Source organism: Planifilum fimeticola, from assembly GCF_003001905.1.
Taxonomy (GTDB): domain Bacteria; phylum Bacillota; class Bacilli; order Thermoactinomycetales; family DSM-44946; genus Planifilum; species Planifilum fimeticola.
On sequence record NZ_PVNE01000017.1, the window covers coordinates 19,101 to 34,362 of the forward strand.

Here is a 15,262-nt window from a genome sequence, read left to right on the forward strand (position 1 = left end):
TCAGCTTCGGACCAACTCTGTCCAACAATTCCGGGTCTCTTCGGGCCGTCCTTCGAGCATGTGACAAACCCCTTCGTAAAAGAGGGGATCTTTCCAGCCGGAGTCCAGATCGCGGGCTTTCCGGAAGTGGCTGGCCGCCCGCGCGGCGTCTCCTTTCTCCAACAACACCCTGCCCAGCTGATAATGCCCGAGCGCTCGAATCCGGGGCTTCTCCTGCTCGATGACCCGCTCGGCCGCCAGCTGCGCCTCTTCAAAGTTGGTCCGGTGGGTGAACACCCGGGAGCGGATCACCAACCACAGGGGCTGCTCCGACCATTCCACGGGAATGCGGTTGATGATCGCTTCCACCTTTCCGACATCTCCATGTTCCAACAAAATCCAGGCGTAGGTGAACAGGAGGTCCGGATCCCCGGGCGCCAGTGACAACCCCTTCTTCAACCAGGCCAGGGCCTCCCGACCCCTGCCGGCAACCCAGGTGTTCCAGCCCATTCCCTGATATGCGGCGATCCGCCTCGCATCCCGACTGAGAATTTTGCGATACCAGGAGATGGCCTTTTCCGTCTCTCCCATCTCTTCGTAATCCCGGGCGATGGTTTCCATCACCTGCAGGCTGTCGGTCTTTTCAAAGGCCATCATCCGCCAGTAGGCGACGCTGTCCCACTGCTTCAATTTTCGATGGCAATTGGCCAGCATCCACATCGATTCGCCGTCATTTTCATCCAACAGCAGGGCCTGATAAAAACAGGGGATCGCTTCGTGATACTCACCGAGCCGATAGTGGCAAGCACCCAGATTGAACCAGGTGTCCCCCTCGTTTTGCCGATAGGAGAGGGCTTTCCGGAACTGACGGATCGCCCCCCGCTCATCCCCCTCCCGGACGCGGACACACCCCATCATGTGATGGGCGAAGGCGATAAACACGTCGTGATTCGTCGTGGAGGCGATCAACTGAAAATGCCGGTGGGCTTCATCCATCTTTCCTTTCTGAAAGTGGCTCAAGGCCAGGTACATCCGTCCCAGCAAAAATTCCGGCTCCTCCTCCACAACTTCCCGGAAGGCTTCTTCCGCTTCGACGAACATGTTCAATTGATAAAACCCCTGCCCTTGACGGAAGCGGCGCACCACCATCTCATCCAGTTCAAATTCCCCCTCCAGTTCCTCCCCCTCCTCCGCCAACTCCGGATGCTCGCGGGACAGGCGGGCGATCTGATCTTCGATGTCGGCCCAGGTCTCCAGGAGGTTGTCGCAAACCCTCTTGATCTGAAAAAACCTCTCCCGCAGTCGCTCCCTTTCCGCCGGCGGGCTGGCAGGGTACTTCCTTTCGATATCCTTCAGCGCTCCCTTCACTGTTTGTATCCACTGGTGAAACATTTGGACCCTCCTCGACCACCAAGGGATGCTACAGGGGATTATGTCCAGTGGAAATAAAAAAATCCGCCGGGATTTTCCCGACGGATCAAAACGGACGGATCAGGAGGTAATCACCGTTCCGTGGAGCTCTTCACCGATCACCTCGATAATTTCGTTTTCTTCACCCATGATGGCGATCCGGGGACGGTGGTTTGCAATTTCCTTTTCATCCATCAGGGCATAGGCGATGATAATCACCTTGTCGCCCGGTTGCACCAATCGGGCCGCGGCGCCGTTTAGGCAGACAGTCCGGCTGCCCCGGGGTCCGGGAATCACGTAGGTTTCCATCCGGGCCCCGTTGTTGTTGTTGACGATCTGTACCTTCTCGTTGGGCAAAATATCCACCCGCTCGAGCAGTTCTTCGTCGATGGTGACGCTTCCCACGTAGTTGAGATTGGCTTCAGTCACGGTGGCCCGGTGAATTTTGGCCTTCATCATCGTGCGGAACATGGCAGATCCTCCTTTTCGTGCAGAATGATGTTGTCGATCAGGCGGGTGGATCCGAATCGGACGGCGACGGCGACGATCACCCGTCGCCCTGTAAGCTCTTTCACCGGAGTCAGTTCGGGGAAGGCAAGCACGTCCACATAATCGATCCGGGCCAGGGGTTTGGAGGAAATCCGCCGCTTCAGATAATCGATCGCCTGGCTTGCCAGGGTCATTTCCCCGCGTTTCACCTTCTCGGCCACTTCACGAAGACCCGCGGACAAAACGGTCGCCTGGCTCCGCTCCTCGGCGGACAGGTAGACATTTCGGGAACTGAGGGCCAGTCCGTCCTCCTCCCGCACCGTGGGACAGGGAACCACCGTCACGGGAAAGTGGAGATCCCGGACCATTTGTTCCACCACGGCCACCTGCTGGGCATCCTTCATTCCGAAATAGGCGCGATCCGGTTCGACGATGTGGAACAACTTGGCCACCACCGTGGCCACTCCGTCGAAGTGGCCGGGGCGGGAGGCGCCGCACAACCGGTCGGTCAATTGCGAAACGGTCACTTTGGTGAGCGGCTGTTGCGGATACATCTCTTCCACGGGCGGGGCGAAGAGAAAATCGACGCCCGCCTGTTCGGCGATCCGGGCGTCCCTCTCCAGATCCCGGGGGTATCGCGCAAAATCTTCCTGAGGGCCAAACTGAAGGGGATTGACGAAGACGGAAAGCACCACGACATCGCATTCCTCCCGGGCTTTCCGGATCAGGGAAACATGACCCTCATGCAGGTATCCCATGGTGGGGACCAGGCCGATTCGCCGGTCCCTCAGGGGGCGGAGACAAGATCGCAACTCCTTGACGGTTTCCACGGTTTTCATCCTTTATCTCCCCCTCTCCCGCCGTACAGGGACGCCTGAACTTCGGAGGAGTGAAAGACGTGCTCCTCTTCCGGGAACCGCCTTTCGCGGACATCTTCCACATAACGGCGAAGGGCGCCCAGTATCTGATCGCCCACTTCGGCGTAAGCCTTGACAAAGGAGGGCTTGAGATCGCTGGCCATCTGCAACACGTCGTGATAAACCAGAACTTGCCCGTCGCAATGGCGCCCCGCCCCGATCCCGATGGTGGGGACGCCGACCGCCCTGGTGATTTCCCGGGCCAGTTCCTCCGGAACGCACTCCAGCACCAGGGCAAAGATGCCGGCCTCCTCCAGCATGCGCGCCTCCCGGAGAATGCGCCGGGCCACCTCCGCATCCTTTCCCTGAATCCGGTATCCCCCCAACTGGTGCACCGATTGGGGAGTCAAACCCAGGTGGCCCATCACCGGAATTCCGGCGGCTGTGCAGGCCCGCACCGCGTCAACGATCGCCTCGCCGCCCTCCATTTTCACCCCCTGGGCTCCGCCCTCCTGCATCAGGCGGCCGGCCAACCTGAGAACCTCCTCCTTTCCCAGATGAGCCGTCAAGAAAGGAAGATCGGCCACAACCATGGCCCGTTTGGAACCCCGGACCACCGCCTTGGTGTGATGCATCATGTCGTCCAGGGTGACGGAGACGGTTGAATCGTAGCCCAACACAACCATTCCGAGAGAATCCCCGACCAGGATGACATCGACGCCCGCCGCCTCCGCCAACCTGGCCGACGGGTAATCGTAGGCCGTCAGCATGGCGATGGGCTCTCCCTTTTTCTTCATCCGGGAGAGAGAACGAGTCGTCACCTTTGAAGCCTTGCCCATGTGTTTCCCCCCTGTTTGCGGCTCCGGGGAGGAGAAGAAAAAACGCCTTCAGCCCACAAAGGACCAAAGGCGCTCCTTTTTCGCCAATCCTCTGTCTCCGTCCCTCGGGCTCGAAGCAGAATGTTTTCAATTGAACGAAGAAATCCGTCAGTACGGCTCCTCTCGGATGCCGCCTTCTCTTCTAGGTTAATCAAAAAGGTCGGGTTTCGCAACCCGCGCTGATTTCCGCCGAGTAGACCGGAGTCAGTCCCCCTTCCGTCTCCAGGAGCAAAGCGCCGTCCTCGTTCAATCCCCGGGCGATCCCCGTCATCTCTCCATCCGGGTTTCGTGCTGTGACCGGGCGGCCGAGGATACCCGACAGCCTTTCCCACTCCTTCCGGATCGTCGAAAAGCCCTGGTGCAGGTACTGCTCATAAATCTTCTCCAGCTCCTCCAAAATGGCGGCAATCAAGGGAGAGCGCCGAAAGGTCCTTCCCGCTTCCGTCGAGAGGGAAGTCACCTTCTCTCTAAGATCCGGCGGCCACGCCTCCACGCCGATATTCACGTTGATCCCTGCACCCAGCACCACATAATGAACCCGGTCCTGCTCACCGCGAAGCTCCGTCAGGATGCCGCACACCTTCTTGTCCCGGATCAGCAGATCATTGGGCCATTTGATCCGAACCGGAAGGCACGTCTCCCGTTGGAGAGCGCGGGTGATCCCGACCGAAGCCATCAACGTCAGCTGGGGCGCACGAGCAATCGGGATGGGAGGGCGGAGGATGAGGCTCATCCAGATGCCCGAACCCGGCGGCGAGTGCCAGGACCGGCCCAGCCTTCCCCGCCCGGCCGTCTGTTCTTCGGAGATGACCGCCGCCCCTTCGGGCGCCCCTTCCTGGGCCCACTGATGGGCGACCATTTGCGTGGAGTCGACGGTCTTCAAGGTGCGAAGGGCGCGGCCGAAGGAGCGGGTGGAGAGGTTTCGGGTGATTTCTTCTTGCAGTATGCGGTCTGGTATACAAACCAGTCTATATCCACTTCTTTGGCGCGCCTCAATTTGATAACCCTCCCGCCGCAGCTCCTCAATGTGCTTCCAGACGGCGGTCCGGCTGAGGCCGAGCTTCCGACTGATTTCCTCCCCTGACACGAAGTCGTCCCCTTTTTCAATCATCATCGCCAGGATCTGCTGTCGTGTCCCTCCCAATCCGAACACCTTCCTCTATCAGCTGTTGATGATCGTTGGCCAGTCGCCCCAGGATGACCGCATCCGCCAAGCGCTCCAGGGTGTGCCCCACCCAGGGGCCGGAGGGACGGCCCGTTGCATCGATCAGATCCTTCCCGTTCACGGCCAATTCCCCCATCCGGCGGATCGGCATCTCGTCGCTCCAACGGTTTAACGCTTCGGACTGGCCCAGGCGCTCCTCCGCATCGATCGCCCCCAGCCTTTGGGATAACTCCAGCGCTTCCCGGCAAAACCGGATTCCGTCGCGGAAAATCCTTCTCTTTCCCTCTTCTTCCGTCAGGATAGGGGGCCAGGATGCGGCGGAGCGATACAGCCGGCCGATTTCCTCCACATCCCGCCTCGGAAGGCGGAGTTCCCTGAGGCGCCTGGCTGCCTCCTCCGGCTTTTGACCGCACAGATGGAGCAGGAGCGCCCAGCGCATCCGACGGGAAGGGGCCTCATCCAGGACGGTCAAGGGGGAAAGACAAGCAGAGGAGGGCAACTCCCACCGGCGGAAGGGGGGGAGGTGGTCCATCATCCCCAGCCGAAACAAGGAGGCGATGGCCTTTGACGACCGGCGGGTCTTCCAGATTTTCTCCAACTCCTGGACAACCCTTTCCACCGACAGGCGGGCCAAATCGGGAGCCATCCGCCGGATCGCTTCCTCCGTTTCCGGGTGAAGGGTGAATTCGAGTTGCGCCGCGAGGCGAATCGCCCGCACCATCCGGAGGGCATCTTCCCGAAAGCGGTCATCAGCTGCCCCGACTGTCCGGATCACCCGCCTCTTTAGATCCCCTTGACCGCCGAAGGGATCGATGAGCCTTCCCCTCCGGTCCACTGCCATCGCATTGATGGTGAAATCCCTCCGGGCCAAATCCTCCTCCACACGCCGAACAAAACGGACATGGGAGGGTCTGCGCCCATCCCGGTACGCGCCTTCGACGCGGAAGGTGGTCACCTCCACCGGGTGCCCTCCCGCGATGACGGTCACCGTCCCGTGGCGGATGCCCGTGGCGATCGTTCGCGGAAACAGGGTTTGAATCTGTTCCGGCCGGGCGTCGGTGCAGACGTCATAATCCTCCGGCTCTCTTCCGAGCAGCCGATCGCGAACGCATCCGCCCACCAGATAGGCCTGAAATCCGGCTTCCTCCAACGCGTTGACAATCGACAGAGCGGCCTGGCAGGGATCCATCCTCCTCATCCCTCCCCGAGCACGCGGCGATAGATGGCCTCATACTGCTCTGCAACCCGATCCACGCAAAAATATTTCCGGACGCGGGCGATACCGCTCTCCGAGAACTTGCGGTGGAGGTCCGGATCGGTCAGCAAACGAACCGCATAACGCGCCATGGTTTCCACATCGCCCACCCCGGCCAAATAGCCCGTCTGCCCGTGGACGACCACCTCCGGCAGCCCGCCGGTATCCGATCCGACCGTGGGAACGCCGCAGGCCATCGCCTCCAGAGCAACCAGGCCGAAGCTCTCCTTCTCCGAGGGAAGGAGCAGGAGATCGGCCAGGGAAATCCATTGGGCCACTTCGTCTTTCTTACCCAGGAACTCCACATAGGGTTCGATATTGAGCTCCTGCACCAGCTGCACCGCCCGCGACCATTCCGGCCCCTCTCCGATCATCAAAAGCCGGGCCGGCACCTGCTCCCGGACCCGATGAAAGATGCGAATCACGTCGGTCGCCCGCTTGACGGGACGGAAATTGGATATGTGCAGCAGAATTTTTTCGCCGGGGCGAGCGATCTCCCGCCGCCAACCCGATACCTCCCGGGGATAGTAGACCCGGCAGTCGACGAAATTGTAGACGAGGTCGATCGGGCGTTCGATCCGGAACAACTCCCGGGTCTGCTTGACCAAATCCTTGGAGACGGCGGTCACCGCATCGCTCTCGCGAATGCCGAAACAGATGATATCCCGAAGGGAGGAATCCTCTCCCAACACGGTGATATCCGTCCCGTGCAGGGTGGTCACCACCTTCAGCCCGGGACCGACCATCTGCTTGGCCAGGTAGGCGCAGATGGCGTGGGGCACCGCGTAATGCACATGGAGCAGGTCCAAACGATGAACCTTGGCCACCTGAGCCATCCGGCTGGCCAGCGCCAGGTCGTAAGGGGGGTATTTGAAGACCGCGTATTGATTGGCTTCCACTCCGTGATAAAAAATGTTCCGGTCAAACCGCCCGAGACGAAAGGGCATATCGTGGGTGATAAAATGAACTTCATGCTCCTTCTCGGCCATCCACTTGCCCAACTCCGTGGCGATCACGCCGGAACCCCCATGGGTCGGATAGCAGGTGATGCCGATATTCAATCGGGTTTTCTCCCTTCTCATGCGAGCCACTCCACGGAAGGGGGGCGGTCCGCCGCCAGCCCTTCCGCATAGTCCGCGCCGATTTGTTGCCCCCAAAGCTGGGCGCGTCCCCGAACCATCGCCAGGTATTGAGGTCGGTTGAGGGGGGTGTCCACTTCCCCCTCTTTCCGGAGAAACTGGCTCCGGTATGCAAGGATCGCCGCCTCTTTTTGTTCGTAAACCTCGCTGATGTCGACGATCAGGTGCGGCCGGTCGATATCATTGATGAAATAATAGTAAAGCCGCTCCACCCGGTGGGCGGGCAAATCCCCGCCCAGGTCCAGCTTGCGGATCCCGGCGTCGAACACCGCTTCCTTCACCATCTGTCCGGCGGCGACATGATCCGGATGGCGATCCTTCGGATAAGGAGCCAGCACCACCCGGGGGCGGAAACGTCGAATCACCCGGGCCATCTGTTCAATCTGTTCCCGGCTCCCCAGCCCCCTGTCGGGAAACCCCAGATTGATCCGGTCCGCAAGCCCCAGGATTTCACCCGCTCTGCGGGCTTCCCCCCTCCGGGTCTCCACCGTGCCGTTGGAGGAAAGCTCCGCCTCCGTCAGATCGCAGATGACCGTTCTGCGCCCGGCCTTCGCATGCTTGGCCAGGATGCCCCCCGCCCCGATTTCCACATCATCGGGATGCGCCCCGAAGGCGAGGATCGCCACCGGGGTGGATTCTTTCGGTTTCACTCCTCCTTCCGCCTCCTTCCGCTTTTGACGACATCCCTCCAGGCGAAATCCCCCTGTTCGATCGATCGAATCAACACTTCCGCCGTGGCCAGATTGGTGGCCAGCGGGATCTGGTGAACGTCGGCCAGGCGCAGCAGGGCAAGGATGTCCGGTTCATGGGGCTGGGCGGTCAAAGGATCCCGCAAAAAAATGATGCAGTCCATTTCGTTCTCCGCCACTTTGGCCCCGATCTGCTGATCGCCGCCCAACGGGCCCGACAAAAAGCGGTGAACCGACAGCCCGGCGGCTTCGGCAATCCGCTTTCCCGTGGTTCCCGTGGCAAAGAGGCGATGCTTTTTAAGCAGGTGTTTGTAGGCGATGGCAAAGCGAACCATCTCATCCTTTTTCCGATCGTGGGCGATCAGAGCGATGTTCATACCCTTTCCACCCCGTCCGCGAGGGTTTTGGCATGGGTGAAGAGCGCCGGCGTGCCGCCGGTGTGCCAAAAAAGAACCCGCTTGTCCTTCCAGTCTCCCCGGCGCGCCAGACCGATCACTCCCGCCAGGGCCTTGGCCGTATACACGGGATCGACCAGAATCCCCTCCGTCCAGGCCAGCAGACGGATCGCCTCCATTCCCTCCCGGGACGGAACGCCGTACTTGGGACCGATATACTCGTCGAAAATCAGATAGTCGCCCTCTTCTCCGCCATCGACCCCCAATTGTGAAAGCAGAGACCGCTCCAGTCGCAGGGTTTCCGCGCGGGCGACGGAAGCCTTCTGCCACACGCTGAACCCGACGAGACCGACCGGCGCCGGCGAAAGCCGCTTCCCCGCGGCCAAGCCCGCCAGCGTGCCGCCGGTTCCTACGGGAACCACGAGGTAGTCGATGGGCGGAAGACTCAACTTGTCCGCTTGTCGGCGCCACTCATCCCAGGCCCGTTTGTACCCGTAATCACCGATCGGAGTGGAGCCGCCCACGGGAATCACGTAGGGTTTTCGCCCTTCCCCTTCCGCCTCACGGGCCAGCTCCTCCATCGCAGCCAGCAAGGCCTCCGAGCCGTACTTGCCCGTCATGCGGATGGATGCCCCGAAAAGTTTGTCGAGCAGCAGATTTCCCTGTTCTTCTCCAGGGTTTCTCCCGGAAAAACAGAGCCACACGTCCATGCCCGCTTTCCGGGCCACCGCCGCGGTCAGCCGGGCGTGATTGGACTGGGGGCTCCCTCCGGTGATGAGCAGATCGCATCCCCTGGAAATCGCGTCCCCGAGCAGGTATTCCAATTTGCGCAGCTTGTTTCCGCCGAAGGCGATCCCCGTCAAATCGTCCCGTTTGATCCAACAACTCTTAAGCCCGATCGCCTCGGCGAAACGGGGAAGGGGATGGATCGGGGTCTCTCCCCACAGCAACGAAACGCGGGAAAAAGATTTCACTCTTCTCACCCTACTCCTCCAGGAGATGTTCCAGACCGTAGACCAGGCGGTCGAGATTCATCACCTTTTGAATGGCCAGCTTGACGCCCGGCATGAACGATTCCCGGTGAATCGAATCGTGGCGCAGGGTCAGCGTTTGCCCGGGACCCCCGAAAATCACTTCCTGGTGGGCGACCATCCCCGGCAACCGGATGCTGTGAATGCGGAACCCGTGTCGATATCCGCCCCGGGCCCCCTCCAGAGTTTCCTTTTCTTCGGGATGTCCCTGACGGATCTCGGGCCGATTTCGGGCGATCATCTCCGCCGTCTTGAGGGACGTGCCCGAAGGAGCGTCCAGTTTCCGGTCGTGGTGCATCTCGATGATCTCCACGTGGGGAAAATATTTGGCCGCCCGGGCGGCGAACATCATCATCAGTACCGCGCCGATGGCGAAGTTCGGGGCGATCACCGCCCCCACCCGGCGCTCTTCGCTCAAGCGGGCGAGTTCTGCGATCTCCCCCTCCGCCAAGCCGGTGGTTCCCACCACCGGACGAACCCCCATCTCCAGGGCGATTTCGGCATGACGCTTGACCGCCGCGGGAATGGTGAAATCAACCAGCACGTCCGGCCGGTTCTCCAAAAGCGCCGACTCCAGGGAATCGGAAAAGGTGACCCCCAGAGAGCCGAGGCCGATCGATTCCCCGACATCCTTTCCTCCTTGCGTGCGGGAAATGCCGCGGACGAATTCAAAGGTCTCATCCTGAACCAACATCTTTACCACTTCACGGCCCATCCGGCCGTTTGCCCCCGCAACGGCAACCCGGATCGGTTTCACGGTCTGTGCGTTCCGGCCGCCGCAGCCGAAACGCTCCCCTCCCTTCCGTTCATTCCGAATCGACCCGGGTCCACCGGTCGGCGTCCCGGGTATTGTATTTGTGCATCACCCGATTGAAGGCCTCTTCCAGGTCGATGCCCATGGAATTGGCGAAACAGATCACGATGAACAGGATATCCGCCAGTTCCATCGCGATTTCTCCCTCGGCCTCATCGGGTTTTTTCGGCTTTTCCCCGTATCGGTGATTCACTTCGCGGGCCAGTTCGCCCACTTCCTCGGCCATCCGCGCCAGCATGGAGAGCGGTTTGAAATACCCTTCGCGGAATTGACCGATATACGCATCCACTTCCTGCTGCAACTGTCTCAGGGTTTTCCCGTCCATCTGCTGCATCCCTCCGATTTCTCCTCCATGGTAACTCAATTGTCCCACGAAAACAAACCCTCTCCGTATTGCCTTGGCCTTCGGGGGTATGTATAATAAAGCGGGATTGAACAGCGAAACGGCCGGAAATGCCGGCCGTTTCTTCGCATTCGAATCACTCGGAGGCGATCTCGATGAATAAGCAGATAAAGAAGCACGCAAAAAACATCCTCATGATTCTCGCGGGAGCCTTTATCTTCTCCCTGGGCATCAACTATTTTGCGGTGCCAAACAAGCTGGGGGAAGGCGGGTTTACCGGAATTGCCCTGCTCGTCCACTATTTGTTCGGCCTCTCCCCGGGGCTGGTCATCTTCACCCTGAACATTCCCCTGTATTTCATCGGTTACAAAGTGTTCGGCAAACAGACGCTGATCTACACCATTATCGGCACCAATGCCGTTTCCTTTTTTTTGTGGCTCACCGAAGGCTGGGGCGATCCCCTGCCCGGTGACCTGCTGCTCGCCGCTCTCTACACAGGCGTGTTGGTCGGCGTCGGCCTCGGCCTGATCTTCCGCACCGGCGGCACCACCGGAGGGGTGGACATCATCGCCCGCTTGGCCCAAAAATACTTGGACTGGAGCATCGGACGCACCTTCATGGTCTTCGACTTCGTCGTCATCGCCCTGTCCGCCTTTCACATCGGCAGGGAAAAGGCGATGTACACGCTGGTGGCCGTATTCGTCGGCGCCCGGGTGGTCGATTTCGTCGTGGAAGGCTTGAACGCCGCCAAGGGCGTCACCATCATCTCCAACTCCGCCGCGGCCATCTCCGAGCGGATCACCAAGGAGATGAACCGAGGGGTGACCCTGCTGAAGGGGAAAGGAGCGTACACCGGAACCGAAAAAGAGGTTCTCTTCGTCGTCCTCAGCCGCCCGGAACTCCCCCGCCTGAAACATTTGGTGCATTCGGTGGATCCCTACGCCTTCGTGACCGTGCACGATGTGAGGGATGTGCTGGGAGAAGGGTTTACCTATGAAAAGGAATCTCCCGAAGGGGCCTGACAGGCCCCCTCACCCTCGCACCGCCACCTGTTCCGCCCGGTATTTCCTCCATCCCACGTAGGCGAGCACCGAGGCAATCACCGCCCCCACCCACAGAAACGGGAGAACCTCCGGTGGATCGGTCCACCGGGCCAGGGCGATCACCTCCTCCTCCGACCCGTAAAAGAGCGGTTCCATCATCTGCTTGAATCGCTTCACCCCGTTCATCAGCCCTTGACGATCCCGTTCCGCGCCGTCGGACTGACCGCGGATAAACGCGATCATCGAATCCACCTTGGCCGTCGTCTGGGGCGTCTTGGACACCACGACAGCGGGGCGGATCAACTGGTACTCGTTGAACAGCTTTTCGACCGCCTCCCGCACTTCCCCCTCGTTCCCCGATTGCACCGCCTGCTCCAATTGTTCGATTTTCCGCATCATTTCCGGGTAGCGTTCGAGCCACAGCGGCTGATTCGGATGGGAAAGGGCGTCGAAGGCCAAGCGGAGCCGGACCGCCGAAGCGAGGATCAATTCCTGATCGGGACGGATCTGGTTCAGCTTCCCTTCCAGATCGAGCAGGCATTCGGACAGGGTGTGGATCGCCTCGATGGACACCCTCTCATCGGAAAAATCCGCCCGGGAAAAATCGGCCGCCAAGCGGGCCAGCGGTTTCCGCGCCTCCGCCCATTTCTTCTCCTTCACCAGCCGATGAATCTCTTCCGCCTGTTTTGTCCAGGAGTCGGCATCGGCCCGGTCCGCTCTCCCCAGGGCGGGAGAAAGGATGAAGACGATGATCGAAACGATGGCCAACCATCGCAAAATCTGCGGCTTGTACACAATATTTCGTCTCCCTTTCACGACCTGATTGCAAAAGCTTTTTCTTCTACCATACATATACGGTGCCTGTCCCGGGTATGAAAGGGATTTTGTGCGCCGAAGAGGGCCGGACTGCAAGCCGATTCCTGAAAAAGCCCCCTAATCTCCGATCAAGGTGAGACCGGGAACGAACGTGACCAACAGGACGTCCACGATCATGATCCACAAAAAGGGGAACACCGCCCGCACCAGCTTTTCGAACCGCACACCCCCCACCTGGGAACCGACATACAGCGAGAGCCCCACCGGCGGGGTGATCAGCCCGATCGCCAGATTGGTGATCATGATCACGCCGAAATGAATGGGATCCACGCCGATACCCGTCACCACCGGAAGCAAAATCGGCGTCAGGATGATGATCGCCGCGATCACCTCCATGAAGGTGCCGACCAGGAGCAGGAGCAGGTTGACAAGCAGCAATACTTCGATTGATGACAGATTGGCGCTCGCCAACCATTCCGCCACGCTTTGCGGAACCTGTTCCCGGGTCAACACCATGCCGAACAGAGCCGCCGTCCCGATCATCAACAGGATGACCGAAGTGGTTTCGGCCGAAGATACAAAGATTCCCCGCAATTTGTTCAGGTCGAGCTCCTTATACACGAACACCCCCACAACCAGACCGTACACGACAGCGACCACCGACGCCTCGGTCGGGGTGAACAGGCCGCTGTAAATGCCACCGAGAATGATGACGGGCATAAAGATCGCCGGGAAGGAACGGACGAATCGGCGGCCGATCTCCCTCAGGCTGACCTTCTGATCGTCGGTACGGTATCCGCGGCTCCGGCTCATGAGGTAAGCCGCCGCCATCAGGGACAAGCCTACCAGGATCCCGGGAACGATTCCCGCGAGAAACAGGGTGCTGATGGATGCTCCCGCGGATACCCCATACAGCACCATCGGGACGCTCGGCGGGATGAGAATGCCCGTTGTGCCGGCAACCGATTGCACCGCCGTCGAAAAGGGTCGGTCATAGCCGGCCCGCACCATCGCCGGAATCATGATCCCTCCCACCGCGGCCGTCGTGGCGGTGGCCGAACCCGAAACCGCGGCAAAAAACATGCAGGCGATAATGGATACATGGGCCAGCCCGCCCCGGATCCGGCCGACCAGACTGTTGGCAAATTGTACGAGCCGCTCGGAAATACCTCCGTGCTCCATCAGCTTTCCGGCCAGAATAAAAAAGGGAGCCGCCATGAGCGGGAAGGAATCCATCGCGGCAAACATCTTCTGCGGAAGCATGACCAGCGGGATTTCGGAACTTGCGGCCAGCACGATCACCGCGGACATCGCCAGGCCGATGGCGATCGGAACATTGATGACGAGTAGGATCAAAAAGACGACGAATAACAAAATGGCCATCAGCTCCGCTCCCCTCCTCTTCCCGTCCGAATCGTCCGGATGAGCACATCGATCAGGTTCAAGGCCATGAGGATTCCGCTGATCGGAATCACTGAATAGACGTATCCCATCGGGAAATTGAGGGCCGGCGAGTGCTGCATCATCGACCGATCCATCAATTCGAACCCGAAAATCACCAGCAGCGCGAAAAACACGAGGCACACAAGTCCGGCCACCGCCTGAACCCATCTCTGAAACCGCATCGGGAGGCGTTCGACGATCACCGAGACGCCGACGTGGGCGCCGCGCCGGAATCCGTAGGATGCGGCCAGGAAAGTCAACCAAATCATGAGATAGCGCGCCGCTTCTTCAGTCCAAGAGAACGACTTAGCCATGACAAGGCGCATGAGAATCTGCAGGAAGATCAGAACCACCATCGCGGCCAGAAAGAGAGCCGTCAAATTTTCCACGGTCCGGTTGATCCCTCTGATCGCTTTGTTCCACAAGAAAGCCCGACCCCCAGGATGATTGCTTCATTTCACTGCTTCAATCCGCTCCACCATGTCCCCGAAACGGTCCCTGTATTTTTCATAGACCGGCTGAACCGCCTTCCGGAACGCTTCCAGATCCAAGTCCTTCGCCTCCACCACTTTCCCGCCTTTTTTGATGAAATCCTCCTTTTGTTCCTTTTCCATCTCCTGATTGATCTGACGCTGAACCTCGGCAAATTCTCTCCCTTTTTCAACGAGAACCTGCTGCACATCCTCCGGAAGCGATTCGAACTTGTCTTTATTCATCAAAAGTGGTGCCGCCGCATAGTAAATGCCGACTTCGCTCAAATGATTCTGCACTTCATACAATTTGGTGGAGTGGAAGACACCGTAAGAGGAGTCCAAACCGTCCACGACATGCTGCTGCAGGGAGGTGTACACCTCCGGGAAGGCGATCGGAGTCGGATCGGCTCCCAGGGCTCTGTATGTCTCCACATAGACGTCGTTTTCCACCGTCCGCATCTTCATTCCCTTCAAGTCCTCCGGAGAGCGGATCGGCCTCTTGTTATTGGTTAGATGGCGCATCCCGTTTTCCCAGATGCCGAGGGCTTTAAATCCCGCCTTTTCCAGCTCGCCCATCAGCTCTTGACCGATCTCCCCATCCAGCGTCTTGTACACATGGTCCAGGTCTCGGAACAAGAAGGGCATCTCCAATACCGAAAATTCCTCCACGAAATTACCGACAGGCCCCGCGGTAACCACCGTCATATCCAGTGACCCGAGCTGCACTTGCTCGATGATTTCCCTCTCGCCGCCCAATTGCCCGTTTCCGTATATTTCGAATTTGACTTTGCCGCCGGTCTCCTTTTCCACCGCCTCGGCAAACTGATTGAATCCCTTCGCGTAGGAATGCTCCTCCGGAGCGATGTGACCCACCTTGAGCACGATTTCTCCGTCTCCGGCGTCACTTTTCCCTCCGCATCCCGTCGACAGGAGGGCGAATAAAAAAATAATGGAAGCCGTTGCGAAAAGGCGCTTTTTCACGGATGAGCAACCCCCTTTTTCAGGAAAAACGACTACCATGAGTATACATCAAATACTTTTTA

17 protein-coding genes are annotated in these 15,262 nt (G+C 59.5%); 1 reads left to right on the forward strand and 16 read right to left on the reverse strand.

What is annotated here, in order from left to right; genetic code table 11:
- The 12 genes from CLV97_RS10970 to CLV97_RS11025 all read right to left on the reverse strand — a co-directional run bounded on the left by CLV97_RS10970 (position 1) and on the right by CLV97_RS11025 (position 10,426).
- On the reverse strand, positions 1–1,371 hold the full coding sequence (locus CLV97_RS10970; protein ID WP_106345575.1) for a tetratricopeptide repeat protein: 1,371 nt from the start codon (positions 1,369–1,371) through the stop codon (positions 1–3).
- 99 nt (positions 1,372–1,470) lie between these two features.
- Entirely contained in the window at positions 1,471–1,860 is a 390-nt protein-coding gene (gene panD / locus CLV97_RS10975) for an aspartate 1-decarboxylase (RefSeq protein ID WP_106345576.1), read from the reverse strand.
- The gene (panC, locus tag CLV97_RS10980) at positions 1,845–2,717 is read right to left on the reverse strand and encodes a pantoate--beta-alanine ligase (RefSeq protein ID WP_106345577.1); all 873 of its coding nucleotides are present in this window, start codon (positions 2,715–2,717) and stop codon (positions 1,845–1,847) included. Before panC ends, panD begins: the two co-directional genes overlap by 16 nt.
- Positions 2,714–3,574 carry a 3-methyl-2-oxobutanoate hydroxymethyltransferase gene (panB, locus tag CLV97_RS10985; RefSeq protein ID WP_106345578.1) on the reverse strand — a complete coding sequence of 287 codons (861 nt, stop codon included), beginning with the start codon at positions 3,572–3,574 and terminating at the stop codon, positions 2,714–2,716. Before panB ends, panC begins: the two co-directional genes overlap by 4 nt.
- Positions 3,575–3,764: 190 nt before the next feature.
- Entirely contained in the window at positions 3,765–4,757 is a 993-nt protein-coding gene (locus CLV97_RS10990; RefSeq protein ID WP_106345579.1) for a biotin--[acetyl-CoA-carboxylase] ligase, read from the reverse strand.
- A complete protein-coding gene (locus CLV97_RS10995; RefSeq protein WP_170070470.1) occupies positions 4,717–5,967 on the reverse strand; it encodes a CCA tRNA nucleotidyltransferase in 1,251 nt (416 codons plus the stop codon). Before CLV97_RS10995 ends, CLV97_RS10990 begins: the two co-directional genes overlap by 41 nt.
- Positions 5,968–5,972: 5 nt before the next feature.
- A complete protein-coding gene (gene bshA, locus CLV97_RS11000) occupies positions 5,973–7,115 on the reverse strand; it encodes an N-acetyl-alpha-D-glucosaminyl L-malate synthase BshA (protein ID WP_106345631.1) in 1,143 nt (380 codons plus the stop codon).
- Positions 7,112–7,822 (reverse strand): bacillithiol biosynthesis deacetylase BshB1, encoded by a 711-nt coding sequence (gene bshB1, locus CLV97_RS11005; protein WP_106345581.1) that lies wholly within the window; start codon positions 7,820–7,822, stop codon positions 7,112–7,114. The genes bshA and bshB1 overlap by 4 nt, the downstream gene beginning before the upstream one ends.
- Positions 7,819–8,238, reverse strand: coding sequence for a methylglyoxal synthase (locus tag CLV97_RS11010; protein WP_106345582.1), 420 nt, complete (start codon positions 8,236–8,238; stop codon positions 7,819–7,821). Before CLV97_RS11010 ends, bshB1 begins: the two co-directional genes overlap by 4 nt.
- On the reverse strand, positions 8,235–9,239 hold the full coding sequence (locus CLV97_RS11015) for a 1-aminocyclopropane-1-carboxylate deaminase/D-cysteine desulfhydrase (protein ID WP_170070471.1): 1,005 nt from the start codon (positions 9,237–9,239) through the stop codon (positions 8,235–8,237). Before CLV97_RS11015 ends, CLV97_RS11010 begins: the two co-directional genes overlap by 4 nt.
- A 1-nt stretch (position 9,240) precedes the next feature.
- Positions 9,241–10,044: a 4-hydroxy-tetrahydrodipicolinate reductase gene (gene dapB / locus CLV97_RS11020; RefSeq protein ID WP_106345584.1), complete on the reverse strand. Its 804-nt coding sequence runs from the start codon at positions 10,042–10,044 to the stop codon at positions 9,241–9,243.
- 49 nt (positions 10,045–10,093) lie between these two features.
- Complete coding sequence (locus CLV97_RS11025) at positions 10,094–10,426, reverse strand: nucleotide pyrophosphohydrolase (protein ID WP_425440566.1); 333 nt, start codon at positions 10,424–10,426, stop codon at positions 10,094–10,096.
- Positions 10,427–10,599: 173 nt separating this feature from the next.
- On the opposite strand from CLV97_RS11025, the gene CLV97_RS11030 reads away from it, so the two are divergent.
- Entirely contained in the window at positions 10,600–11,466 is an 867-nt protein-coding gene (locus tag CLV97_RS11030) for a YitT family protein (RefSeq protein ID WP_106345585.1), read from the forward strand.
- Positions 11,467–11,475: 9 nt separating this feature from the next.
- Here the strand turns inward: CLV97_RS11030 and CLV97_RS11035 are convergent, their stop codons facing one another.
- The 4 genes from CLV97_RS11035 to CLV97_RS11050 all read right to left on the reverse strand — a co-directional run bounded on the left by CLV97_RS11035 (position 11,476) and on the right by CLV97_RS11050 (position 15,200).
- A complete protein-coding gene (locus tag CLV97_RS11035) occupies positions 11,476–12,282 on the reverse strand; it encodes a sporulation protein YpjB (protein WP_170070472.1) in 807 nt (268 codons plus the stop codon).
- Between the two features lie 138 nt (positions 12,283–12,420).
- Positions 12,421–13,686, reverse strand: a complete 1,266-nt coding sequence (locus CLV97_RS11040) for a TRAP transporter large permease (protein ID WP_106345587.1) — start codon at positions 13,684–13,686, stop codon at positions 12,421–12,423.
- Positions 13,686–14,171 (reverse strand): TRAP transporter small permease, encoded by a 486-nt coding sequence (locus CLV97_RS11045; RefSeq protein ID WP_106345588.1) that lies wholly within the window; start codon positions 14,169–14,171, stop codon positions 13,686–13,688. The genes CLV97_RS11040 and CLV97_RS11045 overlap by 1 nt, the downstream gene beginning before the upstream one ends.
- Before the next feature lie 27 nt (positions 14,172–14,198).
- A complete protein-coding gene (locus tag CLV97_RS11050; protein WP_245891489.1) occupies positions 14,199–15,200 on the reverse strand; it encodes a TRAP transporter substrate-binding protein in 1,002 nt (333 codons plus the stop codon).
- Between the last annotated feature and the right edge of the window lie 62 nt (positions 15,201–15,262).

What these genes read in the sequence shown, in the direction of transcription:
- CLV97_RS10970 (WP_106345575.1), bottom strand. Translation starts at nt 1,371, where the DNA reads ATGTTTCACCAGTGGATACAAACAGTGAAGGGAGCGCTGAAGGATATC.
- panD (WP_106345576.1), bottom strand. Translation starts at nt 1,860, where the DNA reads ATGTTCCGCACGATGATGAAGGCCAAAATTCACCGGGCCACCGTGACT.
- panC (WP_106345577.1), bottom strand. Translation starts at nt 2,717, where the DNA reads ATGAAAACCGTGGAAACCGTCAAGGAGTTGCGATCTTGTCTCCGCCCC.
- panB (WP_106345578.1), bottom strand. Translation starts at nt 3,574, where the DNA reads ATGGGCAAGGCTTCAAAGGTGACGACTCGTTCTCTCTCCCGGATGAAG.
- CLV97_RS10995 (WP_170070470.1), bottom strand. Translation starts at nt 5,967, where the DNA reads ATGGATCCCTGCCAGGCCGCTCTGTCGATTGTCAACGCGTTGGAGGAA.
- bshA (WP_106345631.1), bottom strand. Translation starts at nt 7,115, where the DNA reads ATGAGAAGGGAGAAAACCCGATTGAATATCGGCATCACCTGCTATCCG.
- CLV97_RS11010 (WP_106345582.1), bottom strand. Translation starts at nt 8,238, where the DNA reads ATGAACATCGCTCTGATCGCCCACGATCGGAAAAAGGATGAGATGGTT.
- CLV97_RS11025 (WP_425440566.1), bottom strand. Translation starts at nt 10,426, where the DNA reads ATGGACGGGAAAACCCTGAGACAGTTGCAGCAGGAAGTGGATGCGTAT.
- CLV97_RS11030 (WP_106345585.1), top strand. Translation starts at nt 10,600, where the DNA reads ATGAATAAGCAGATAAAGAAGCACGCAAAAAACATCCTCATGATTCTC.
- CLV97_RS11040 (WP_106345587.1), bottom strand. Translation starts at nt 13,686, where the DNA reads ATGGCCATTTTGTTATTCGTCGTCTTTTTGATCCTACTCGTCATCAAT.